General features: G+C 63.9%; 19 protein-coding genes. 6 read left to right on the top strand and 13 right to left on the bottom strand.

Features of this window, described 5'->3' with window-relative positions; all coding sequences use genetic code 11:
- Positions 1-47: 47 nt before the first annotated feature.
- On the bottom strand, positions 48-1,211 hold the full coding sequence (locus tag ACQ4OD_RS01910) for a type III PLP-dependent enzyme (RefSeq protein WP_102684931.1): 1,164 nt from the start codon (positions 1,209-1,211) through the stop codon (positions 48-50).
- A 654-nt stretch (positions 1,212-1,865) separates the two neighbouring features.
- On the opposite strand from ACQ4OD_RS01910, the gene ACQ4OD_RS01915 reads away from it, so the two are divergent.
- The 3 genes from ACQ4OD_RS01915 (at position 1,866) to ACQ4OD_RS01925 (ending at position 5,860) form a co-directional block, all read left to right on the top strand.
- Entirely contained in the window at positions 1,866-2,354 is a 489-nt protein-coding gene (locus ACQ4OD_RS01915; protein ID WP_430943802.1) for a sigma-70 family RNA polymerase sigma factor, read from the top strand.
- A 17-nt stretch (positions 2,355-2,371) separates the two neighbouring features.
- Complete coding sequence (locus tag ACQ4OD_RS01920; protein ID WP_430943803.1) at positions 2,372-3,334, top strand: FecR family protein; 963 nt, start codon at positions 2,372-2,374, stop codon at positions 3,332-3,334.
- 108 nt (positions 3,335-3,442) lie between these two features.
- Entirely contained in the window at positions 3,443-5,860 is a 2,418-nt protein-coding gene (locus ACQ4OD_RS01925; RefSeq protein WP_430943804.1) for a TonB-dependent siderophore receptor, read from the top strand.
- A 146-nt stretch (positions 5,861-6,006) separates the two neighbouring features.
- On the opposite strand, the gene ACQ4OD_RS01930 is transcribed toward ACQ4OD_RS01925, so the two are convergent.
- Genes ACQ4OD_RS01930 through ACQ4OD_RS01945 form a run of 4 tightly spaced genes read right to left on the bottom strand, consistent with a single transcriptional unit; the run spans position 6,007 to position 9,449 of the window.
- The gene (locus ACQ4OD_RS01930; protein WP_430943805.1) at positions 6,007-7,164 is read right to left on the bottom strand and encodes a betaine/proline/choline family ABC transporter ATP-binding protein; all 1,158 of its coding nucleotides are present in this window, start codon (positions 7,162-7,164) and stop codon (positions 6,007-6,009) included.
- Entirely contained in the window at positions 7,161-7,814 is a 654-nt protein-coding gene (locus ACQ4OD_RS01935; RefSeq protein WP_110699925.1) for an ABC transporter permease, read from the bottom strand. Before ACQ4OD_RS01935 ends, ACQ4OD_RS01930 begins: the two co-directional genes overlap by 4 nt.
- Complete coding sequence (locus ACQ4OD_RS01940; RefSeq protein WP_430943806.1) at positions 7,811-8,722, bottom strand: glycine betaine ABC transporter substrate-binding protein; 912 nt, start codon at positions 8,720-8,722, stop codon at positions 7,811-7,813. Before ACQ4OD_RS01940 ends, ACQ4OD_RS01935 begins: the two co-directional genes overlap by 4 nt.
- Positions 8,723-8,735: 13 nt before the next feature.
- The gene (locus ACQ4OD_RS01945) at positions 8,736-9,449 is read right to left on the bottom strand and encodes an ABC transporter permease (protein ID WP_111532099.1); all 714 of its coding nucleotides are present in this window, start codon (positions 9,447-9,449) and stop codon (positions 8,736-8,738) included.
- A gap of 366 nt (positions 9,450-9,815) precedes the next feature.
- Between ACQ4OD_RS01945 and ACQ4OD_RS01950 the strand changes: the two genes are divergently transcribed.
- Entirely contained in the window at positions 9,816-9,980 is a 165-nt protein-coding gene (locus ACQ4OD_RS01950; RefSeq protein WP_430943807.1) for a hypothetical protein, read from the top strand.
- A gap of 408 nt (positions 9,981-10,388) precedes the next feature.
- Positions 10,389-11,972, top strand: coding sequence for a peptide chain release factor 3 (locus ACQ4OD_RS01955; RefSeq protein WP_023629783.1), 1,584 nt, complete (start codon positions 10,389-10,391; stop codon positions 11,970-11,972).
- A gap of 96 nt (positions 11,973-12,068) precedes the next feature.
- On the opposite strand, the gene ACQ4OD_RS01960 is transcribed toward ACQ4OD_RS01955, so the two are convergent.
- The 4 genes from ACQ4OD_RS01960 to ACQ4OD_RS01975 form a co-directional block, all read right to left on the bottom strand.
- Positions 12,069-13,148: a polyamine ABC transporter substrate-binding protein gene (locus tag ACQ4OD_RS01960; RefSeq protein WP_102684920.1), complete on the bottom strand. Its 1,080-nt coding sequence runs from the start codon at positions 13,146-13,148 to the stop codon at positions 12,069-12,071.
- 52 nt (positions 13,149-13,200) lie between these two features.
- A complete protein-coding gene (locus ACQ4OD_RS01965; protein ID WP_139669008.1) occupies positions 13,201-13,542 on the bottom strand; it encodes a cupin domain-containing protein in 342 nt (113 codons plus the stop codon).
- A 33-nt stretch (positions 13,543-13,575) separates the two neighbouring features.
- Positions 13,576-14,982, bottom strand: a complete 1,407-nt coding sequence (locus ACQ4OD_RS01970; RefSeq protein ID WP_198755466.1) for an NAD(P)/FAD-dependent oxidoreductase — start codon at positions 14,980-14,982, stop codon at positions 13,576-13,578.
- 64 nt (positions 14,983-15,046) lie between these two features.
- The gene (locus tag ACQ4OD_RS01975) at positions 15,047-15,856 is read right to left on the bottom strand and encodes a helix-turn-helix domain-containing protein (RefSeq protein ID WP_139669012.1); all 810 of its coding nucleotides are present in this window, start codon (positions 15,854-15,856) and stop codon (positions 15,047-15,049) included.
- Between the two features lie 244 nt (positions 15,857-16,100).
- On the opposite strand from ACQ4OD_RS01975, the gene ACQ4OD_RS01980 reads away from it, so the two are divergent.
- On the top strand, positions 16,101-17,009 hold the full coding sequence (locus tag ACQ4OD_RS01980; protein WP_139669015.1) for a hypothetical protein: 909 nt from the start codon (positions 16,101-16,103) through the stop codon (positions 17,007-17,009).
- A gap of 150 nt (positions 17,010-17,159) precedes the next feature.
- Here ACQ4OD_RS01980 and ACQ4OD_RS01985 read toward each other — a convergent pair whose 3' ends face one another.
- Genes ACQ4OD_RS01985 through ACQ4OD_RS02000 form a run of 4 tightly spaced genes read right to left on the bottom strand, consistent with a single transcriptional unit; the run spans position 17,160 to position 21,054 of the window.
- A complete protein-coding gene (locus ACQ4OD_RS01985) occupies positions 17,160-18,128 on the bottom strand; it encodes a peptide ABC transporter ATP-binding protein (RefSeq protein WP_102684915.1) in 969 nt (322 codons plus the stop codon).
- Positions 18,128-19,096: an ABC transporter ATP-binding protein gene (locus ACQ4OD_RS01990; protein WP_046854275.1), complete on the bottom strand. Its 969-nt coding sequence runs from the start codon at positions 19,094-19,096 to the stop codon at positions 18,128-18,130. The genes ACQ4OD_RS01985 and ACQ4OD_RS01990 overlap by 1 nt, the downstream gene beginning before the upstream one ends.
- Positions 19,097-19,106: 10 nt before the next feature.
- The gene (locus tag ACQ4OD_RS01995) at positions 19,107-20,033 is read right to left on the bottom strand and encodes an ABC transporter permease subunit (protein WP_046854276.1); all 927 of its coding nucleotides are present in this window, start codon (positions 20,031-20,033) and stop codon (positions 19,107-19,109) included.
- A 10-nt stretch (positions 20,034-20,043) separates the two neighbouring features.
- Entirely contained in the window at positions 20,044-21,054 is a 1,011-nt protein-coding gene (locus ACQ4OD_RS02000; RefSeq protein WP_028689623.1) for an ABC transporter permease subunit, read from the bottom strand.
- Positions 21,055-21,074 lie beyond the last annotated feature (20 nt).

A 21,074-nucleotide genomic window follows, 5' to 3' on the forward strand; every position in this document is an offset into this window, starting at 1 on the left:
GGCTTGCCGGCGATGGGCTGCGTAGCAGCCCCAAGTGACGCCTCGAGTTACAGGTAGTAAGCCTTCAGCGGCGGGAAGCCGTTGAACTCCACCGCGCTGTAGCTGGTGGTGTAGGCACCGGTCGACAGCCAGTACAGGCGGTCACCGATGGCCAGGTTCAGCGGCAGGCCGTACTTGTAGTTTTCGTACATGATGTCGGCGCTGTCGCAGGTCGGGCCGGCGATGACGACTTCTTCGGTTTCGCCTTTCTTTTCGGTCCAGATCGGGAACTTGATGGCTTCGTCCATGGTTTCGATCAGGCCGGAGAACTTGCCCACGTCGGTGTAGATCCAGCGCTCGACGGCAGTACGAGACTTGCGCGCCACCAGCACCACTTCACTGACCAGGATGCCGGCGTTGGCGATCAGCGAACGGCCAGGCTCGAGGATGATTTCCGGCAGGTCGTCACCGAAGTCTTCCTTGAGGAAGCGGATGATCTCTTCGGCGTAGGTCTCGAGGCTGTTGGTGCGGGTGATGTAGTTGGCCGGGAAGCCGCCGCCCATGTTGATCAGCTTCAGCTCGATGCCGTCTTCTTCCTTGAGGCGCTCGAAGATCACCTTGACCTTGGCGATGGCTGCGTCCCACACGCTGATGTCGCGCTGTTGCGAGCCGACGTGGAAGGAGATGCCGTAGGGCACCAGGCCCAGGTCGCGGGCGAGGATCAGCAGGTCCATGGCCATGTCGGTCTGGCAGCCGAACTTGCGCGACAGTGGCCAGTCGGCGGTGGTGGAGCCTTCGGTGAGAATACGCACATAGACTTTCGAGCCCGGCGCGGCCTTGGCGATGTTGCGCAGGTCGGCCTCGGAGTCGGTGGCGTACAGGCGCACGCCTTTCTCGTAGAAGTAGCGGATGTCCTTGGACTTCTTGATGGTGTTGCCGTAGCTGATACGGTCGGCGCTGACGCCGCGGCCGAGCACCTTGTCCAGTTCATAGATCGAGGCGATGTCGAAGCTCGAGCCCTTTTCCTTCAGCAGGTCGATGATCTCGACCGCCGGGTTGGCCTTGACCGCGTAGTAGACCTTGGCGAATTCGAACCCGGCGCGCAGGTCGTCATAGGCCTGGCTGATCATCTGGGTATCGATGAGAACGAACGGGGTTTCCTGCTTGTCGGCGAACGCCTTCATTTTCTGGAAGGTGTCACGCGCAAAGTAGTCTTCGACCTGGATCGACATGCTCAGGGGCTCCATGGGCAAACTGAAAAGATAAGTGGCAGCAACTGAACGTCCTCCGTATCCCCACTTTGGTTCGCCTACTTCCCAAGGCATGTCGCCGAAAGCAAAAAGGTCAGCCGTGCCGGGAAAAGGCGGGTGACCTTGCTGTCTCGTCGTCAGTACTTGAGCCGGATGGATCGTTTCCAGCATGGACGTTCGGCGCGCACTTTAGGGTGTGAAAACGCCAATATCAACAGGCAATCCGAGGGCATTCGTCGTGTGCCGGCGGCCTGCCGTTGCGATAACCGACCGATGTGAACCAGGTAGGTTCAGGAAATGACCATGAGCGTAAAAAATTGTGGAATAGGTGGCGATCTGGCTGCGATCGGTTGATAGCTTCATTCTTTGCATGATGGCTCTGGTTTCGCTGCGAAAGGGCGGAGGAACCTGTTGGTGACCGTTTGTCGGTGGCTGAGGCAGGAGGGCGAATGAACACAGGGTGTTCAAATTTATGGCCACATGCTCAGCCTGGTCTTTACCGCGAAATTGGCCATAAATTTTTTGTTACGCAGAGCCTATCTGGGCCATTGGTCGTGCAAGGGACATGTCGATTGCCGTCCTTGATGAGAAATATTACTATTCGCGACCTCATCTGCCTCCCTGACGACCCCGACCGTGTCCGGACCCAAAGGCTTCCTCGACCATTACCAAGAGCTGATCGGCACCTGGACGCGCAAACTGCGCAGTCGACAGCAGGCCGAGGACCTCACCCACGATGCCTTTGTGCGGGTGCTGGAAAACCCGCGCGAGCAGGTCGAGCAGCCACGCGCCTATCTGCACCAGACCGCCCGCAACATCGCCGTCGACGGCTTTCGCCGCGAGGACCGGCGCCAGGCCCTGGAGCTTGAGGCCTTCACAGGTGATATAGCCGCAGGGGACGACCCGGAAGCGTATGTGCACGCCCTGGAACTGGCCGACAGCGTCGAGCGTGCGCTGGCCGAGCTGCCGCTGAATTGCCGCAGGGTGTTCATCTGGCAGAAGCTCGAAGGCCTGACCCAGGCCGAGATCGCCGAGCGCATGGGTTTGACCAAGAACATGGTCGAAAAGTATATGATCCGCACGCTCCGGCATCTGCGTGAGCACCTGGATGTGTCGGCCAGATGAGTCAGGAGACCCCTTCGATGAAACAGCACGCGCCCGATCCCGTGGGCGAGCAGGCGGCCAGCTGGTTCGCCCGGGCCCAGGACGCGCCGCACGACAATGCCGTGCAGTCGGCGTTGCAGGCGTGGCTGACGCAGCACCCGCGGCACCGGCAAGAGTACGAGCGCCTGGCGCAACTGTGGCGCGCCGCCGACTTCATCCCCCGGCAGCGCCTCGAGGCGCTGTGCCAGCCCGAGCCGGTACGTCAGTTGCCGCGCCGACGCCTGCTGCGCCAGGCATTGGCGGCCGGGGTGGCGATGGTGGCGCTCGGGCTTGGCTGGACGGTCTGGCAGTATCAACAGCTCAATCACCAGGACATGCTGGGCACGGGCTTGGGTGAGCGACGTCAGGTCGAGTTGCCGGACGGTTCACGGTTGGAGCTCAACAGTGCCACACAGGTCCAGGTGATGTTTTCCCCGGGGCAGCGCCATGTGCGCCTGGACGCGGGCGAGGCGATGTTCATCGTCGCCCACGACAGTGGCCGACCCTTTGTGGTCAGCACTGCCCAGGGCAATGTCACCGTCACCGGCACCCGCTTCGATGTACGCCAGGATCCGAACCGGACTCGCGTGGCGGTGGAGCAGGGTTCGGTGAAGGTACAGGGTGCAGCCGAGTCGCTGGCGCTGCTCACTGCCGGCCAGGGTTCGCATATCGATGCGCAGGGCAAGGTCGCTGCGCCCTATGCCATCGATGCCAAGGCGCTGACCGCCTGGCGCCAGGGCAAGCTGGTCTTCGACAACGCGCCGCTGAGCGACGTAGTGGCGGAGGTTTCGCGCTACCGCGCCCGACCTTTGCATGTGGCGTCCGGCAAGGCCGCTGCTCTGCGCCTGTCGAGCACCTTCAGCACCGACGACCCGGACGCCCTGTTGCGGGCCTTGCCGAGCATACTGCCGGTGCGCGTGAAGAACCTTGCAGACGGCTCCAGCGAAATTGTTCTGAAATAGATTCAGGTTTTTTTCCGTTCGTTCGTCTTCCCCGCCAGCTGCAACTGCCAAGCATTTCCATTTGCATGCGGTTGGCGTTTATCCCGACTCTCAGGACCCATCGAAGACGTGAACAACAATAATCCCCTTCTCCAGCTGCGCCGCCTGGCGCTGGCCCTGGCGGTCAGCGCCGCCGCCGGCAACAGCTACGCCGATACCATCCAGATCCAGGCCCAGCCATTGGCGGGCGCACTCAAGCAATTGGGCCAGCAGACCAACCTGCAACTGTTCTTCAGCCCCGAGCTGGTGGACGGCAAGCAGGCCCCGGCGGTGTCCGGCAACCTGGCGCCGGAGCAGGCCCTGCAGCAACTGCTGCAAGGTAGCGGGCTGACCTTCGAGCAGTCCGCGGACACCGTGGTGGTCAAGCCGGCCCAGGCCGCCGGTACCCTGACCACCGGCAGCCTGGAGCTGGCGCCCACCGATATCAAGGTGGTCGGGGACTGGCTGGGCGACGCCGACCAGAGCGTGGTGCAGAACCACCCTGGCGCGCGCACCGTGGTGCGCCGCGAAGCGATGGTGGAGAAGGGCACGATGAACGTGCGTGACGCCCTGCGCGGTATCCCGGGCGTGCAGGTGCAGGATTCCAACGGCACCGGTGGCAGCGACCTGTCGCTGAATGTCGGCGTGCGTGGCCTGACGTCGCGCCTGTCGCCGCGTTCGACCGTGCTGATCGATGGCATTCCGGCGGCCTTCGCCCCCTACGGCCAGCCACAGCTGTCGATGGCGCCGATCTCCTCGGGCAACCTCGACAGCATCGACGTGGTCCGTGGTGCAGGCTCCGTGCGCTATGGCCCGCAGAACGTCGGTGGGGTGATCAACTTCGTCACTCGGGCGATCCCCGAGAAGGCCAGCGGCGAGCTGTCCACCACCCTCGAGACTTCGCGCGATGGCGGCTGGAAGCACACCGAGTCGGCCTTCGTCGGCGGCACTGCCGACAACGGCATGGGCGTGGCGTTGCTGTATACCGGCGTGAATGGCGATGGCTATCGCGAAAGCAACAACGACAACGATATCGACGATGTGATGCTCAAGACCCACTGGGCACCGACCGATGTCGACGAGTTCTGGCTCAATTTCCACTACTACGACGGCCGCGCCGACATGCCGGGTGGCCTGACCCAGGCGCAGTACGATCACAACCCCTACCAGTCGGTGCGCGACTACGACTACTTCAGCGGCCGCCGCAAGGACGTCTCGTTCAAGTGGCAGCGACAGATCGACGACGCCACCCAGTTCGAGGTGCTGACTTACTACACCGACAGCTTCCGTGGCAGCGCCATCGCCGCCCGCGACCAGAAGACCCTGTCGTCGTACCCGCGCAACTATCACACCTTCGCCATCGAGCCACGTCTGTCGCGGATCTTCTTCGTCGGCCCGACCACCCAGGAAGTCAGCGTCGGCTATCGCTATCTGAAGGAAGCGATGCGCGAGCAGTCCACCCGCCTGGCGCTGGTCGACAACGTGCCGACCGTGACCCCGACCTCCGACGGCCATGTGTTCCAGGACCGCAGTGGTGGCACCGAGGCCAGCGCCTACTACATCGACGACAAGATCGACGTCGGCAACTGGACCATCACCCCGGGCATCCGCTTCGAGCACATCAACACCGACTGGCGCGACCGTCCGGTGATGGACGCCAACTATCGCCCAGTGCCGGAGAAGAACCGCAGCATCACCAGCAACGAACCGCTGCCAGCGCTGAGCGTGATGTACCACCTGTCCGATGCGTGGAAGCTGTTCGCCAACTACGAGACCTCGTTCGGCAGCCTGCAGTACTTCCAGCTGGGCCAGGGCGGCGTCGGCGACAGCACGGCAAACGGCCTGGAGCCGGAGAAGGCCAAGACCTACGAAATTGGTACGCGCTATGACAACGGCAACTGGGCCGGTGAGCTGACAGCCTTCTACATCGACTTCGACGATGAGCTGCAGTACATCAGCAACGATGTCGGCTGGACCAACCTGGGGGCGACCAAGCACCAGGGCATCGAGGCCTCGGCGCGCTACGACCTGTCCGGCCTGGACCCACGCCTGCAGGGGCTGTCGGTGAATGCTGGCTACACCTACACCCGTGCCACCTACGAGGGCGAGATCCCTGGTTTCAAGGGGCGTGACCTGCCGTTCTATTCGCGCCAGGTGGCCACCGCCGGCGTGCGCTACGAGGTCAACCACTGGACCTGGAACCTGGATGCCTACGCCCAGTCGAAGCAGCACGCGCCGGGTACCGGGATGAACGCCGATGGCAGCTTCAACGGCAACTACATCACCCAGCCGAGCGCCGACGGGCAGTATGGCGACATTCCGGGCTACGTCACCTGGCATGCCCGGGGTGGCTATGCGTTCGGGCCGCAGCTGTCGAACCTGAAGCTGGCCGCCGGGGTGAAGAACCTGTTCGACAAGCAGTATTTCACCCGCTCCAGCGACAACAACGCGGGGATCTATGTGGGTGAGCCGCGCACGTTCTATGTGCAGGCCAGTGTAGGGTTCTGATCCAAGATTGCCGGGGCTGCTTTGCAGCCCTTTTCGCCGCGGTTCGTCGCCACGACAAGCCGGCTCCCACAAGGTATTGGCCGCAGCTACTACTGTGGGAGCCGGCTTGCCGGCGAAAAGGGGCGCAAAGCGCCCCCGGCTTTCTATCAGGAGGTCACTGCCTCGGCCGGCGACACGATCGAGGTCTTCGCCCCGCGCGAGCGCCCAGAACTCAGGTACGCCGCAATCGACTCCTGTGTCACCTCTCCCAGGAACACCTGTTCGGCATCCAGCACCGGCAACCACGCCCGATTGAACTCGTACATGCGCGACAGCAGGATGCGCAGGTGCTCATCGTGCGCCGCCGTGGCATTGAACGGACGCAGGAAATCCGCGCACGTGCCCTGCTGGCGGTGCATGTCGCGGCGGCGCACATAACCCAGCGCGCGATTCTGCGCATCGGTCACCACCACGTAACGGCGGTCATGCTCGTCCAGCAGTTCCAGCGCATCGCTCACCGGTGTTTCCGGACTCACCGATGGCGCGTTGTCCGCGGCATCCTCGGCACGCACCAGCAGCAGGCGCTTGAGCGTGCTGTCCTGACCGACGAAGTTGCTGACGAAATCGTCCACCGGGTGTGCCAGCAGGGTGTCCGGGTGATCCAGCTGCAACAGCTTGCCGGCGCGGAAGATGGCGATCTTGTCGCCCAGCTTGATGGCCTCGTCGATGTCATGGCTGACCATGATCACCGTCTTGTTCAGGGCCCGCTGCATCTCGAAGAACTCGTTCTGGATCATCTCGCGGTTGATCGGGTCGACCGCGCCGAACGGCTCGTCCATCAGCAGCACCGGGGCCTCGGCGGCCAGGGCGCGGATCACGCCGATGCGTTGCTGCTGGCCACCGGACAGTTCACGCGGGTAGCGCTGCAGGTACTGCTTGGGCTCGAGCTTGATCATGCTCATCAGCTCGCGGGCGCGATCGTGGCAGCGCTGCTTGTCCCAGCCGAGTAAGCGCGGGACCACGGTGATGTTCTCCTCGATGGTCATGTTGGGGAACAGGCCGATCTGCTGGATCACGTAGCCGATGTGCCGGCGCAGGGTCACCTCGTCCAGGCCGGTGGTGTCCTCGCCATTGATGAACACTTGCCCTGAGGTCGGGGTGATCAGGCGGTTGATCATCTTCAGCGTGGTGCTCTTGCCGCAGCCGGAGGGGCCGAGGAACACGCAGATTTCGCCTTCGTTGACGGTGAGGCTTACCGCGTCGACGGCTTTGACGTCCTTGCCGTTGACGTTGAAGGTCTTGCTGAGGTTCTTCAGTTCGATCATGAGCGCAGTCCTTCTGGAGTCAGGGCACGTTGCAGGGCTTGCAGGATCAGGTCGGCGATGATCGCCAGCAGGCTGACCAGCACCGCGCCGACCAGCAGCATCGACATGTCGCTGCGGCTGATGGAGGTAAGAATGAGCACGCCCAGGCCGCCGGCGCCGATGGTCGCGGCGATGGTCATCACGCCGATGTTCATCACCACGGCGGTGCGCACGCCGGCGAGGATCACCGGCACGGCGATGGGCAACTCGACCATGCGCAGGCGCTGGCCGAAGGTCATGCCGATGCCGCGCGCGGCTTCACGGATACCGGGCTCGACGTTGGTCAGGGCCAGGTAGGTGTTGCGCAGGATCGGCAGCAGTGAATAAAGGAACACTGCAGTGATCGCCGGCAGTGGCCCCAGGCCCTGGCCGAACTTCGAGTAGAACGGCAGCAGCAAGCCGAACAGGGCGATCGAGGGGATGGTCAGCAGCACGGTGGCGCTGGCCTGCAGCGGGCCGGCGAACACCGGGAAGCGGGTCATCAGGATGCCCAGCGGCACGCCGACAAGGATCGCCAGGCCCACCGCGATGCCGACCAGCATGATGTGCTGCCAGGTCAGTTGCAGGACCTGTGCCCAGTCGAGGTGGACGAAGGTGTCGAGCAGGTTCATGGCTGTACCTCGCTGAGTGGGTACTCACGCAGGAACGCGGCGGCCACCACCGTCGGGCTCTGGTGCTCGACATCGACCTTGGCGTTGAGCTGGCGCATGGTCTCGTCGTCCAGCTGTTCGGCCAGCGGCTTGAGCAGGGTGGCCAGCTGAGGATGGGCGTCGAGCACGGCCTGGCGCAGCACCGGGGCGGCGGTGTAGTCGGGGAAATAGTGCTTGTCGTCTTCCAGCAGCTTGAGGTCGAACGCGTTCAGGCGCCCGTCGGTGGTGTAGACCAGGCCGGCGAACACCTGGTTGTTGCGCATGGCGGTGTACACCAGGCCTCCGTCCATCTGGCGGATGTTGCGCCGGTCCAGCGGCAGCTCGTACAGCTCGCGCAGGCCAACCAGGCCATCCGGGCGGTTGGCGAACTCGGTGTCCAGCGCCACCAGGTGGTTGCGGTCGGCTTCGTCATGCAGCACCTGGTTGAGGTCGCTGATCGAGTTGATCTGCGGGTAGGCCGCGGCGACTGCCTTTGGCAGGCCCAGGGCGTAGGTGTTGCTGAACTTCGACGGAGTCAGCCAGACCAGGCCCTTTTTCGCGTCGAGCTCTTTCACTCGCGCATAGGTGGCTGCGGCGTCGGGCATGCGCTCGTCGATATGGTTGTACGAGACCAGCGATACGCCGGTGTATTCCCACATCAGGTCGAGCTGGCCGGTTTCCTGGGCCTGGCGGGCGATGTTGCTGCCCAGGCCGGTAGTCACCCGCACCTCGAAGCCGTTGGCGCGCAGGTGCTGGGCGGTGATCTCGGCGAGCACGGTCTGTTCGGTGAACACCCGGGCGCCGATGCGGATCTGTGGTTTTTCCGCGGCCTGGGCAACGCCTGCGCAAAGCAGGGCCGCGCCCAGGAACAAGGCGATTGTCTTCTTCATGCTTTGCCTCTTCTTATTGGGCCAGGCCACGTTCCAGCCAGCGCTTGCTGGAGAAACTCACCAACGCATCGAGCGCCAGGGCCAGCAACGCCGTGCAGGCGGCGCCGAGCAGCAGCTGCGGCTGGTTGTTCAGGGCGATGCCGGGGAAGATCAGGCTGCCCAGGCTGTTGGCGCCGATCAGGAACGCCAGGGGCGCGGTACCCACGTTCAGTGCCAGGGCCACGCGCACGCCGCCGACGATGATCGGCACGGCGTTTGGCAGCTCTACCTGCCAGAGTTGCTGGCGCGGGGTCATGCCGATACCGGTGGCGGCTTCCTTGAGCGAGGCAGGGACGTTTTTCAGGCCCTCGTAGGTGTTGCGCACGATGGGCAGGAGGGAGGCGAGGAACAGTGCGAAGATCGCAGGACCTGCGCCGATGCCCAGGATACTCAGGGCGATGGCCAGAACGGCCAGGGGAGGAATGGTGTTGCCAACGTTGAACAACTGCATGAAGCGCTCGGCCTTGTCGACCCGGTGCGGTCGACTCAAGGCAATGCCGGCGGGGATGCCCACGGCCAGCGCCGCCGCCATCGAAGCCAGCACCAGGACCAGGTGCGCTTGCAGGTAGAACCCAAGATCGTCGCGGTAGCGGGCGATCGTGTCGATGCCGATCCAGTGGATCAGCAGGGCCAGGATGACGAGCACGGCGGCCCATCCCAACAGCCCTTTTCCGTAGCGTGCAGCCACAGGCGGACTCCTTTTTTATAGTCGGCGATCACCCCCCGTGCGGCCGGCCATTCCTGGCGGCGGGCAGCGTGGTCGCGAGTAGCAGCCCGATGCGCGGCATCAGGCCATGAGCCGAACCCCGTCGGGCTCGTGAAGCAGTGAAACCAGCCCTGAAGCGAAGCGGCTTGCAGGGGAGTGGACGTCTCCGTGGACGTAAAGGTTCCCATCTGGGGCGGCATTTGGCCAGTGTTAATCACTGGTGTGTAGGAAATTTCACGCGAAAATCAAGCTTGAATATTACGTTGAGACGTTGAAGTACCTGCTATCGAGGCGTTTGTCGGCACGATCAAGATCGCGCAGGGAAATTCGTTCAAAGAGGAGAAAATCGTGAAGACACTCGAAGAAGTCATGGCCAGTCTGTCGCCGGAACGCAGAGCGAAAGCGGAAGCGCGAGGCCGCGAGCTGATACAGGAGGGGATTTTGAGTAATCAAATCGTGATTTCAGCTTCGACACGCTCGCAAGTGTGTGATGGCCGCAAGGTGCATTTTTGATATTGAGTACGGACGGCCAGGTGTAGGGCGAGAAATTAGCGGTGTTCTCAAGATCGAGCGCCGCCCGAGCGGCGCATCGCTGGCAAGCCAGCTCCCACATCTGTTTCGGGCCAGTCGCTCCTGGCCTATCTCCACTGTCCGCCTTGTTGGCATGACGCGGTTTCGAGGTGGGCATTGCTGACCTCTCGCAAGACTTGAGGCATGCACCAAGGCGGGCAGCGGTACCTTCACAGGAATAATTGGCCCGAAACAGATGTGGGAGCTGGCTTGCCAGCGATGCGCCGCGCGGGCGGCGCTCGATCTCAAAGGCGCCACAAGATTTCCGCCATGCACCAGCAGATTTTGGCCCCTGCCCCGACTTCAGGTATGATATCGCCCCTTTTTGAATCCCCAGTCAGGCGATTTCCCATGACCAACCAGGCCGCCGAAGTCGCGAAGCGCCGCACTTTCGCAATCATTTCCCACCCCGACGCCGGTAAGACCACCATCACCGAGAAGCTCCTGCTGATGGGCAAGGCCATTGCCGTCGCCGGTACCGTGAAGTCGCGCAAGTCCGACCGCCACGCCACCTCCGACTGGATGGAAATGGAGAAGCAGCGCGGCATCTCCATCACTACCTCGGTGATGCAGTTCCCCTACCGCGAGCATATGATCAATCTGCTCGACACCCCCGGCCACGAAGATTTCTCGGAAGACACCTATCGCACCCTGACCGCGGTGGACTCGGCGCTGATGGTGCTCGATGGCGGTAAAGGCGTCGAGCCGCGCACCATTGCCCTGATGGACGTGTGCCGCCTGCGCGATACGCCGATCGTCAGCTTCATCAACAAACTCGACCGGGACATCCGCGACCCGATCGAACTGCTCGACGAAATCGAGGCGGTGCTGAAGATCAAGGCCGCGCCGATCACCTGGCCGATCGGTTGCTACCGTGATTTCAAGGGCGTGTATCACCTGGCCGGCGACTACATCATCGTCTACACGCCTGGGCATGGCCACGAGCGCACCGAAGCGAAGATCATCGAGAAGCTCGACTCCGATGAAGCCCGCGCCCACCTCGGTGATGAATACGACCGTTTCCTCGAACAACTCGAGCTGGTGCAGGGCGCCTGCCACGAGTTCGACCAGGACGCGTTCATCAATGGCCAGCTGACCCCGGTGTTCTTCGGTACCGCATTGGGCAACTTCGGTGTCGACCATGTGCTCGACGCGGTTGTCGACTGGGCGCCGCGCCCACTGGCCCGTGTCGCCCACGAGCGCACCGTGGAACCGGTGGAAGAGAAATTCACCGGCTTCGTGTTCAAGATCCAGGCGAACATGGACCCGAAACACCGTGACCGTATCGCCTTCATGCGTATCTGCTCGGGCAAGTACGAGAAGGGCATGAAGATGCGCCACGTGCGCACTGGCAAGGACGTGCGCATCGGTGATGCCCTGACCTTCTTCTCCTCCGAGCGCGAGCAACTGGAGGAGGCCTATGCCGGCGACATCATCGGCCTGCACAACCACGGCACCATCCAGATCGGCGACACCTTCACCGAAGGCGAGGCGCTGGGCTTCACCGGTATTCCGCACTTCGCCCCGGAGCTGTTCCGCCGCGTGCGTCTGAAGGACCCGCTGAAATCCAAGCAGCTGCGCCAGGGCCTGCAGCAGCTGGCCGAAGAGGGCGCGACCCAGGTGTTCTTCCCCGAGCGCAGCAACGACATCATCCTCGGCGCGGTCGGTGTGCTGCAGTTCGACGTGGTCGCCAGCCGCCTGAAGGAAGAGTACAAGGTCGAGTGCGCCTATGAGCCGATCACCGTCTGGTCGGCGCGCTGGATCAGCTGCGACGACAAGAAGAAGCTCGAGGAATTCCAGAACAAGGCGGTGGAGAACCTGGCCATCGACGGCGGTGGTCACCTGACCTACCTGGCCCCGACCCGGGTCAACCTGGCGCTGATGGAAGAACGCTGGCCGGATGTGAAATTCCGCGCGACCCGCGAGCACCACTAAGAGCAGCTGCAAGCTGCGAGCTTCAAGAAGAGGCGGGCCCGGAAAGGCCCGCCTTTTTCTTGTCGCTTGCAGCTTCAAGCGTGTAACTGCCGAGTGTCAGTTGCCGGCTTTTATGCTGGTCCAGATCCGCGTCCTGATGCGGTCGATCTTCGCCGGCATGGCCTCCAGCGCATACAACTTGCCCATCACGTCGTCACTCGGGTAGATCATCGTGTTGCCCTTCAGCGCCGGGTCCACCAGCGCATCCGCCTGCTGGTTGCCATTGGCGTACTGCACGAAGTTGCTGATGTTGGCCATCACCTCCGGCTGCAACAGGTAGTTCATGTACGCATATCCGGCTTTCTCGTCAGGCGCATCGGCCGGCATGGCCACCATGTCGAACCACATCGGCGCGCCTTCCTTCGGGATCGAGTAGCCCACCTTCACCCCGTTCTTCGCCTCCTCGGCACGGTTCTTCGCCTGCAGCACGTCGCCCGAGAAACCCACCACCAGGCACACGTCGCCATTGGCCAGGTCGCCGGTGTACTTCGAGGAGTGGAAGTAGCTGATGTACGGGCGCACCTTCATCAGCAACGCCTTGGCCTTGTCGTAGTCCGCCGTGTTCTGGCTATGGTGCGGCAGGCCCAGGTAGTGCAGGGCGATCGGCAGCAGCTCGGGGCCGTTGTCCAGCACCGCCACGCCGCAACTCTTGAGCTTGGCGAGGTATTCGGGCTTGAAGAACAGGTCCCACGAATCGATGGGCGCATTGTCGCCGAGCACCGCCTTGACCTTGTCGATGTTGTAGCCGATGCCGGTGCTGCCCCACAGGTACGGGAAGCCGTACTGGTTGCCCGGGTCGTTGACCTCCAGGGCCTTGAGCAACACCGGGTTGAGGTTCTTCCAGTTGGGCAACTGCGACTTGTCCAGCTGCTTCAGGGCTTTGCCCTGGATCTGCCGGGCCATGAAGTGGTTGGAGGGGAACACCACATCGTAGCCGGAGTTGCCGGTCATCAGCTTGCCGTCGAGGGTCTCGTTGCTGTCGAACACGTCGTAGGTGGGATTGATGCCGGTGGTTTGCTGGAAGTGCTTCAGCGTGTCCGGGGCGATGTAGCTCGACCAGTTGTAGATCTTCACCGAGTCGGCGGCACTGGCCATGCCGGCGGCCAGCATCAGGGGAGCGAGAAGGAGGGTGCGCATGTCGGGGTTACCTTGCTTTGTCTGTTGTTATCGAAGGCAGGCGATCAGCGGATCAGAAAATGAGGACGTAGGTCTTGCGCACGGTCTCCTGGATATCCCAGGTGCCGAGGCTGTTGGCCGGTAGCATCAGGGCGTCTCCGGCTTCTATGACCAGGGGCTCGCCGCCGTCGGGAGTGAAGGTGCAGCGGCCCTTGATGAAATGGCAGAACTCCTGCTGCACGATCTGCCGCCGCCAGCGCCCCGGGGTGCATTCCCAGATGCCGGTCTCGACGCCGTCGCTGCGCTCGACGCAGGTGACCGAGGTGACTGCGACCGGCTCGCCAAGGGGCACGGCGACCGGAGTGCTGATGTCCAGGATGACGCTGTCGGTGTGTTTGAACTGGGTGATGCTCATGACCGGTGTATCCTGTGTGGTGGTGAGGGGAAGTCAGTGCATGAAGCCTTCCATGAAATCGGCCAACCCACTGGCCAGGCGCCGCCGCCAGGGGGCGCTGGTCGGGTTGGCGAGGGTCCGGTCCTCGTGGACGAAACTCTGGATGATCGCGTTGTAGCCCAGCCAGCGGCACGGCTCGGGCGGCCAGCTGGCCAAGCTCGACAGCGGGCGGTTGTCGTGCACCCAGGGCTGCGCGGTCAGTTCGTTGTGCTGGCCGAGGATCAGCGCGGCCAGGGTACGTCCACCGAGGTTGGTGGCGCCGACGCCTTCGCCGCCATAACCGCCGGCCAGGGCGATACCGCGCTGGCGGTCGCAGAGCATGTGCGGGCGGAAGCGCCGGGCCATGCCGAGGTTGCCGCCCCAGGAGTGGGTGATGCGTACGTGCTTGAGCTGTGGGAACAGTTCGCCGAACAGGTAGCGGCGCAGCTCCACCTCGTCGGTGGTCAGGGTGAAGTCCTCGCGCAGGCGGCCACCGAAGCGGTAGCCGCCGCGGGCACCGAACACCAGGCGGTTGTCGGCGCTGCGCTGGCCATAGGTGACCTGGCGGCTGTTTTCGCTGAAGGCCTGGCCCTGGCTCAGGCCGATCTGCTCCCATGTCGACTCCGGCAGCGGCTCGGTGGCCACCAGCAGGCTCTGTACCGGCAGCTGGTGCCGCCCGAGCGGTGGCAGGCTGGCGGCGTAGCCTTCCACGGCCGGCACCACCCAGTGGCTGCGGATACGTGCCAACGGGGTGCGCACTTCGCCGGTCTGCCAGTCAATGGCTGGCGTGTTCTCGTAGATCGGCACGCCCATGGCCTCGACCGTCCGTGCCAGGCCACGCACCAGCCTGGCCGGTTGAATCGTGGCGACGTGCGGGCTGTAGAGGGCGCCGTAGGGGTTGCTTACCTTCAGCTGGGCATCCAGTTGTTCGGGGCGCAGCCAGCGGTAATCGTCTTCATTCATGCCCTGGCGGTAGAGGTCGTCGAGCCAGGCGCGCAGGCTGCGTTCCTGTTCCGGGTAGCGGGCGGCGCAGTAGAGCACTCCGCCTTTGCGGTAGTCGCAGGCGATGCCTTCGCGCAGGAGCACGTCGTGGACTTCGTCGGGGATGCCGTGCAGCAGGTCGATGCTTTCACGCCGTTGCTGCGGCGAGAGCGTGGCCAGCAGGTGGTCCTCGCCCAGCAGGTTGCCCATCAGCCAGCCGCCATTGCGTCCGGAGGCGCCGAAGCCGGCGATGTTGGCCTCGATCACCGCGATGTTCAGCTGCGGCGCCTGGCGCTTGAGGTAGTAGGCCGTCCACAGCCCCGTATAGCCGGCACCGATGATGCACACGTCGAGGTCCAGGTCCTGGCGCAGGGCCGGGCGCGCGCACAACGGCTCGTCGAGCTGGTCCATCCACAGGCTGATCGTGCGCAAAGGTTGCATCGGGTCGTGCTCCACATCCACTGAGGGTCTGTGGCGATCCTAGTGAAGCGTGGCGTGGGCTGTCTTACGTGCGTGCACGCAGGGAAATTTGCTTGAGGTAAGCCTTGGGCGACAGGCCGGTATGCTCGCGAAAGCACTTGTAGAACGCCGACAGCGAATTGAAGCCGGCGTTGAACGCCAGTTCATCGACGGGCGCCGCGACGCAGCTATTGTCCAGGCTGCTCATCAGGTGTTGCAGGCGTGCCTGGTTGACGTAGCGGTAGAAGCTCTGGCCAAGCACCTGGTTGAGCAGGTAGGAAATCTGGTTGCGGCTGTAGCCGCTTTCGTCGGCGACCCGCTGCAGGTCCAACTCGGGGTCCAGGTACGGGCGCTGGGCCTGGAAATAATGCTCCAGGTCCTGGGCCATGGTCGATAGCTGGCGGGGAGACAGGCCGAGCCGACTGGTGGCTGGGCGCGGCCCGCTGGAGCGCAGGCCCTTTCCGTTGCCATGGACCAGCGTGGCGTACTCGTTGACCCGCCAGATCAGTCCGTCCAGCACGGTGATCGCCTCGCTGGACTGGAACGCCACCAGCCCGTCGCCACCCTGCACCGTGACCTGGTACTGGATGAACGCGGTGCAGCCATCGACGCGGATGCGGTCGCTGTGGACGATGTCCTCGCCGGCTTCATGGGGCAAGCTTGCGCGCACGTAGTCGCGCAGCTCGTCGAAACCGAGCACGCGGTTCTGGAAGAAGTCGTGGTACTGGATATCCGGGTGGTACAGGGCCATCACCCCGTCCAGGTCGCGATGCTTCCAGCACAGGTGGTAGCGCATGACGGTGGCGGCGGTGAGCGGGGTTTGCCCGGGGCCGTCGGGGACGGTGGCGATAGACATGCCGTGGATGGTGCCTCGTCATGTCCCGGTCTGACAAGAACCTGCCCGTGCGCACAGGCCGCATCCCGGGTTGCAGAAGGCCCTGCCGTTTCCGCACCGATCTGGCATTTTGCATGATGCTCAGACGTTGTCTACAAGCCAACCGACTGATTTATAAGGAAGTCATGTTTTGACACAAAGTGGCACAGCCCCTGCACGGCCTTACCTGAGAACGGACCTCCCCCTCAGATAAAGGCGTCGAATCATGATCACACCTGCCGACTACCCCACCAACGACCCCAATCGCTCCGGAGTTTCCTGGGCCGCGATCTTCGCAGGCGCAGCAGCGGCGGCGGCCTTGTCCCTGATCCTGGTGGTACTGGGGACAGGGTTGGGCCTGGCCGCTACCTCGCCTTGGGCCGACGAAGGCGCGAGCGCCAAGGCGCTTGGGATTTCGACCATCATCTGGCTACTGATCACACAGATACTGGCCTCGGGCCTGGGTGGTTACATCGCCGGTCGCCTGCGGGTGAAATGGGCCAACCTGCACGGTGACGAAGTGTATTTCCGGGACACTGCCCATGGCTTCCTGGCCTGGGCGGTTGCCACGCTAGTGGCCGCCATGCTGGTGCTGGGTACCGCTGGCAACTTGCTGGGTGCCGGCGCCACCGCTGCGTCCGGGGTGGCTACCACCGCGGCTGCTGGTGTGGCTGGCAGCGATAGCCAGGGCAAGAACCCGATGGGCTACTTCGTCGATAGCCTGTTCCGCGGTCAAGGCCCGGTGGCGGTCAGTGACGATGCGGCAAATGGTGTGGCAGCCCGCATTCTGACTCGCTCGCTGGCCCAGGGCGGCGCGCTCTCGCCGGAGGACCGGACCTACCTGGCCCAGGTAGTGGCCCAGCGCACTCGCCTGACACAGCCCGAGGCCGAAGCACGCGTTGATCAGGTCTATGCACAACTGCAGCAGGCCAAGGTCGAGGCCAAGCAAGCCGCGGACGCTGCGACCAAGGCCGCCGCCTGGACGGCGTTGTGGACTTTCGTCGCCCTGCTTTGCGGCGCCTTCTTCGCCAGCCTGGCGGCACTGTTCGGCGGCCGGCAGCGTGATCGGGTGCAGTGGCTCGAAGCCAGTCCGGCGGACTACAACCCGCGCCACGCCTCTGCACCGATCCGATAACCCGCACAGGAACAAGGAGAATTGTCATGCGCTCATTATTGCTGTGGATGCTCGGGGTCCCTATTCCGGTGATCATCCTGATTGCATTGTTCATGCACTGAGAAATGAAAACGCCGCCCGAAAGGGCGGCGTTTTCATTGGCGCATACAGCTACAGGAACTGCTCGGCGTAGTGGCACGCCACCTGCCGCGTACTCACTTGGCGCAACGCCGGTACTTCCTTGGCGCATCGCTCGGTCGCGTACGGGCAACGTTTGTGGAACGCGCAACCGTCCGGCGGATTCAACGGGTTGGGCAACTCACCGGCAATGCGGATCTTCGGCTTCAGCGGGTCCGGGTGGATCGCCGGGGTGGCCGATAGCAGCGCCTGGGTATACGGGTGCAGCGGCTTGTCGTAGATGTCCTGCTTGGGCCCCATTTCCGCCGGCCGGCCGAGGTACATCACCAGCACCTGGTCCGCCACATGGCGCACTACCGCCAGGTTGTGGGAGATGAACACGTAGGCGGTGTTGAATTCCTTCTGCAGGTCCATGAACAGGTTCAGCACCTGGGCCTGGATCGACACGTCCAGCGCAGAGGTGGGTTCGTCGGCCACCAGTACCTTGGGTTGCAGCATCATCGCCCGGGCCAGGGCGATACGCTGGCGCTGGCCGCCGGAGAACATGTGCGGATAACGCTGGTAGTGCTCGGGGCGCAGGCCCACCTGCTCCATCATCTTCTGCACTTTCTCGCGGCGTTCGGTCTTGCTCAGCGAGGTGTTGATCAACAGCGGTTCGGCCAACTGGTCGCCGATCTTCTGCCGCGGGTTGAGCGAGGCGTAGGGGCTCTGGAACACCATCTGCACGTCACGGCGCAGCTGTTTGCGCTGGTCCTTGCTGGCGCCCTTGACCTCGTGGCCGGCGATTTGCAGCGAACCTGAGGACGGCTCCTCGATCAGGGTCAGGGCACGCGCCAGGGTCGACTTGCCGCAGCCGGATTCACCGACCACGGCCAGGGTCTTGCCGGCCTCCAGTTCGAACGACACGCCGTTGAGCGCCCGCACCAGCGCATGGCCCTTGAACAGGCCGCGGGAGACTTCGTAGTGGCGGGTCAGCTCACGAGCGGAAAGTACGACGGCCATCACGCCACCTCCTGGTTCAGCGGATAGAAGCAACGCACCAGGCTGTGGGCCTGGGGATCAAGGGCCGGGCGCTGCCGGCGGCAGTTTTCCTGCACATAGGGGCAGCGTGGCGACAGCAGGCAACCCTGCGGGCGGTCATAGCGCCCCGGGACGATGCCGGGCAGGGTGGCCAGGCGTTCGGCGCCGATGCTGTGCTCGGGAATGGCCGCCAGCAGCGCTTCGCTGTACGGGTGGGCGGGGATGTCGAACAGCTCCGGCACCTGGCCGACTTCGACTGCTTGCCCTGCGTACATCACGCACACGCGCTTGGCGGTTTCGGCGACCACGGCCAGGTCGTGGGTGATGAGAATGAGCGCCATGTTGCGCTCTTTTTGCAGGTTGACCAGCAGCTCCATGATCTGCGCCTGGATGGTCACGTCCAGCGCGGTGGTCGGTTCGTCGGCGATCAGCAGTTTTGGCTCGCCGGCGATGGCCATGGCGATGGCCACGCGCTGGCTCATGCCGCCGGACAGCTGGTGCGGGTAGGCGTCGAGGCGGCTTTCGGCTGCCGGGATCTCGACCTTCTTCAGCAGCTCCAGCGCGCGCTGACGCGCTGCCTTGCCCTTGAGGCCCAGGTGCTGGCGCAGCACTTCCTCGATCTGGTAGCCCACGGTATAGCTGGGGTTGAGCGCGGTCATCGGGTCCTGGAAGACCATGGCGATGTCCTTGCCCACCACCTTGCGGCGCTGGCGGCCGCTGAGCTTGAGCATGTTGGTGCCGGCGAAGTCGAGCACGTCCGCGGTGATGCGCCCGGGGGCTTCGATCAGCCCCATCAGGGCCATCATGGTCACCGACTTGCCCGAGCCCGACTCGCCGACGATGGCGAGGATCTCGCCGGCATCCACGCTCAGGTCGAGGCCGTCCACCACGGGCACGGCATTGGCGTCGCCGAAGCGCACGTTCAGGTTGTTGATCTGCAACAGTGACATGGCGATCTCCTCAGGCGGCGTTCTTGAGTTTCGGGTCCAGCGCGTCGCGCAGGCCGTCGCCCATCAGGTTGATTGCCAGCACACTGAGCAAAATGGTCAGGCCGGGCAGGCTCACCACCCACCAGGCGCGTTCGATGTAGTCGCGGGCCGAGGCCAGCATGGTGCCCCACTCGGGGGTTGGCGGCTGCACGCCGAGGCCGAGGAAGCCCAGGGCCGCAGCGTCGAGGATTGCCGAGGAGAAGCTCAGGGTGGCCTGCACGATCAGCGGCGCCATGCAGTTGGGCAGCACGGTGACGAACATCAGCCGCGGCAGCCCGGCACCGGCCAGGCGCGCGGCGGTGACGTAGTCGCGGTTCAGTTCGCCCATCACCGCGGCGCGGGTCAGGCGCACGTAGGACGGCAGCGAGACGATGGCGATGGCGATCACGGTGTTGATCAGGCCTGGGCCGAGGATGGCGACGATGGCCACGGCCAGCAGCAGCGAGGGCAGCGCCAGCATCACGTCCATCAGGCGCATGATCGAGGGGCCGAGGATCTGCGGGAAGAATCCGGCCAGCAGGCCCAGCAGGATGCCTGGGATCAGCGACATCACCACCGACGACAGGCCGATCAACAGCGACAGTCGGGCGCCCTGGATCAGCCGCGAGAGCAGGTCGCGGCCCAGTTCGTCGGTACCGAGGATGAACTGCCAGGTACCGCCTTCGAGCCATACCGGCGGTGTGAGCAGGAAGTCGCGGTATTGCTCGCTGGGGTTGTGCGGCGCCACCCAGGGGGCGAACAGGGCGCAGAACACCACCAGGCACATGAACGCCAGGCCGGCCACCGCGCCCTTGTTGCGCGAGAAGGCCTGCCAGAATTCTTTGTACGGCGAGGGGTAGAGCAAGCTTTGGTCGACCACGCTGGGCGGGGTGACGGATTTTGGAATCGGGCTGGTCATGGCGTAGTCCTCAGCGCTGATGACGGATGCGTGGGTTGGCCAGGCCGTAGAGGATATCCACGACGAAGTTGACCAGGATCACCAGGCAGGCGATCAACAGGATGCCGTTCTGGACCACGGGGTAGTCACGGGCACCGATGGCCTCGATCAGCCATTTGCCGATGCCCGGCCAGGAAAAGATGGTTTCGGTGAGCACGGCGCCGGCCAGCAGTGTGCCGACCTGCAGGCCGAACACGGTGAGTACCGGGATCAGCGCGTTGCGCAGGCCGTGGATGAACACCACGCGCGACGGCGACAGGCCCTTGGCGCGGGCGGTACGGATGTAGTCCTCACGCAGCACCTCAAGCATCGACGAACGGGTCATGCGGGCGATTACCGCCAGCGGAATGGTGCCCAGCACGATGGCCGGCAGGATCAGGTGCATCACCGCGTCCTTGAACGCGCCTTCCTCGTCGCTGAGCAGGGTGTCGATGAGCATGAAGCCGGTCTTCGGTTCGATGTCGTAGAGCAGGTCGATGCGCCCGGAGACTGGCGTCCAGCCCAGGCTCACCGAGAAGAACATGATCAGGATCAGGCCCCACCAGAAGATCGGCATCGAGTAGCCGGCGAGCGAGATGCCCATCACCCCGTGGTCGAACAGCGAGCCGCGCTTGAGCGCGGCGATCACCCCGGCCAGCAGGCCGATGACCCCGGCGAACAGCAGGGCGGCCATGGCCAGCTCCAGGGTGGCCGGGAACAGGGTGAGGAATTCGTTCCATACGCTTTCACGGGTGCGCAGGGATTCGCCCAGGTCGCCCTGGGCGAGCTTGCCGACATAGTCCAGGTACTGGGCCGGCAGCGGTTTGTTCAGGCCCAGGCGCTCCATGGCCTGGGCATGCATTTCGGGGTCGACCCGGCGTTCGCCCATCATCACTTCGACGGGGTCGCCGGGGATCAGGCGTATGAGCGCGAAGGTCAGCAGGGTGATACCGAAGAAGGTCGGAATCAGCAGACCCAGGCGTCGGGCAATAAAACTCAACATTGTCAGGGGTACCTCATCAG

This window comes from Pseudomonas sp. WC1 (genome assembly GCF_050586565.1).
Taxonomy (GTDB): Bacteria; Pseudomonadota; Gammaproteobacteria; order Pseudomonadales; family Pseudomonadaceae; genus Aquipseudomonas.

Bases quoted from the DNA above. Each gene is read 5' to 3' on its own strand.
- ACQ4OD_RS01940 (WP_430943806.1), bottom strand. From the start codon at position 8,722: ATGAAGAAGACAATCGCCTTGTTCCTGGGCGCGGCCCTGCTTTGCGCA.
- ACQ4OD_RS01985 (WP_102684915.1), bottom strand. From the start codon at position 18,128: ATGGCCGTCGTACTTTCCGCTCGTGAGCTGACCCGCCACTACGAAGTC.
- ACQ4OD_RS01955 (WP_023629783.1), top strand. From the start codon at position 10,389: ATGACCAACCAGGCCGCCGAAGTCGCGAAGCGCCGCACTTTCGCAATC.
- ACQ4OD_RS01965 (WP_139669008.1), bottom strand. From the start codon at position 13,542: ATGAGCATCACCCAGTTCAAACACACCGACAGCGTCATCCTGGACATC.
- ACQ4OD_RS02000 (WP_028689623.1), bottom strand. From the start codon at position 21,054: ATGTTGAGTTTTATTGCCCGACGCCTGGGTCTGCTGATTCCGACCTTC.
- ACQ4OD_RS01910 (WP_102684931.1), bottom strand. From the start codon at position 1,211: ATGTCGATCCAGGTCGAAGACTACTTTGCGCGTGACACCTTCCAGAAA.
- ACQ4OD_RS01995 (WP_046854276.1), bottom strand. From the start codon at position 20,033: ATGACCAGCCCGATTCCAAAATCCGTCACCCCGCCCAGCGTGGTCGAC.
- ACQ4OD_RS01960 (WP_102684920.1), bottom strand. From the start codon at position 13,148: ATGCGCACCCTCCTTCTCGCTCCCCTGATGCTGGCCGCCGGCATGGCC.
- ACQ4OD_RS01975 (WP_139669012.1), bottom strand. From the start codon at position 15,856: ATGTCTATCGCCACCGTCCCCGACGGCCCCGGGCAAACCCCGCTCACC.
- ACQ4OD_RS01990 (WP_046854275.1), bottom strand. From the start codon at position 19,096: ATGTCACTGTTGCAGATCAACAACCTGAACGTGCGCTTCGGCGACGCC.
- ACQ4OD_RS01970 (WP_198755466.1), bottom strand. From the start codon at position 14,982: ATGCAACCTTTGCGCACGATCAGCCTGTGGATGGACCAGCTCGACGAG.
- ACQ4OD_RS01920 (WP_430943803.1), top strand. From the start codon at position 2,372: ATGAAACAGCACGCGCCCGATCCCGTGGGCGAGCAGGCGGCCAGCTGG.
- ACQ4OD_RS01980 (WP_139669015.1), top strand. From the start codon at position 16,101: ATGATCACACCTGCCGACTACCCCACCAACGACCCCAATCGCTCCGGA.
- ACQ4OD_RS01935 (WP_110699925.1), bottom strand. From the start codon at position 7,814: ATGAACCTGCTCGACACCTTCGTCCACCTCGACTGGGCACAGGTCCTG.
- ACQ4OD_RS01930 (WP_430943805.1), bottom strand. From the start codon at position 7,164: ATGATCGAACTGAAGAACCTCAGCAAGACCTTCAACGTCAACGGCAAG.